Origin of the sequence: Vibrio sp. 779(2023) (assembly GCF_033344285.1) — a bacterium.
In the GTDB taxonomy this organism is placed as follows: domain Bacteria; phylum Pseudomonadota; class Gammaproteobacteria; order Enterobacterales; family Vibrionaceae; genus Vibrio; species Vibrio alginolyticus.
The window spans coordinates 1-1,438 of record NZ_JAWPOM010000095.1; the positions used below are offsets into that span (position 1 = coordinate 1).

1 protein-coding gene is annotated in these 1,438 nt (G+C 47.6%); it reads right to left on the minus strand.

All coding sequences use genetic code 11. The annotated features are described in order from the left end of the window. Positions 1-1,438: vitamin B12 dependent-methionine synthase activation domain-containing protein (locus R8O70_RS25185; protein WP_318184458.1), on the minus strand; the 1,438-nt coding region annotated here is incomplete at both ends.

Consider the following 1,438-nt stretch of genomic DNA (forward strand, 5'->3'; position numbering starts at 1 on the left):
TTACGATCAGCATAACTCTCTAACTGATCGTCTTGGATCTGAGCGATCGCAAAATAGCGAGAGTCTGGATGTGAGAAGTACCAACCGGACACTGATGCCCCCGGATACATTGCATAGCTCGTTGTTAGTGACATACCGATGTTCTCTTCAACATTCAATAACTCCCAAAGCGGGCCTTTCTCTGTATGCTCAGGACAAGCTGGGTAACCCGGTGCAGGACGGATCCCTTGGTACTTTTCACGGATGAGCTCATCATTCGATAGATTTTCATCTGCTGCATAGCCCCAAATTTCTTTCCTGACACGCTCATGCAAGTATTCAGCAAAAGCTTCGGCTAAACGATCCGCCACCGCTTGAATCATGATTGCGTTGTAGTCATCGCCTTGCGCTTTGTACTCATCGGCCAACTCACGCTCACCGATACCGCCAGTTACTGCAAACGCTCCAACCCAATCCTGTTTGCCAGATTCTTTTGGCGCGATGTAATCCGACAAGCAGTAGTTAAAGCCTTTAGGCTTTTCTGTTTGCTGACGAAGATTGCGCAATACTTTAGCAACCTCGGTACGCGATTCATCGGTGTACACTTCAATATCATCACCCACACTTGCCGCTGGGAATAGGCCACATATCCCGCGAGCCTTAAGCAATCCTTCACGCTCAACTCGATCAAGCAGCTCATTGGCATCATGGAATAGACGCTGAGCCTCCTCACCCACTTCTTCATGTTTGAAGATTGTCGGGTATTTTCCTACCAGCGACCACGTCATGAAAAACGGCGTCCAGTCGATATACTTGCGTAAGGTTGCGACATCAAAATCATCGAAAATATGAAGGCCTGGTTTTGCAGGAACTGGTGGCGTGTATGCATCCCAATCTATCGCGACTTTGTTTGCACGCGCTTGTTCTAAAGTGACAGGCTTAGTACGCGGCTTCTTACGATTGTGTTGGTCACGAACACGCTCATAATCCGCATCCAGTTTTTCTATAAAGGCAGGTCGACGTTCATCGGAGAGTAATGACGAACAAACCCCTACTGCGCGCGACGCATTGTTTACGTAAACCACCGGATTTTTGTAGTTCTGCTCAATCTTAACGGCGGTGTGCGCTTTGGATGTGGTAGCCCCGCCAATCAGAAGCGGAAGATCAAAATTGAGACGTTCCATCTCTTTAGCAACATGAACCATTTCATCCAGAGATGGGGTAATCAACCCTGACAAACCGATAATATCAACGTTCTCTTCTAGCGCGACTTTTACGATCTTTTCGCACGGTACCATCACGCCAAGATCGATGATCTCGTAGTTATTACACTGCAGTACAACGCCCACAATGTTTTTGCCGATGTCGTGCACGTCCCCCTTCACCGTCGCCAACAAAATTTTTCCGTTACTGCTACCGGATTGTTTTTCGGCGTTAATAAAAGGCTCTAAATGTGCGA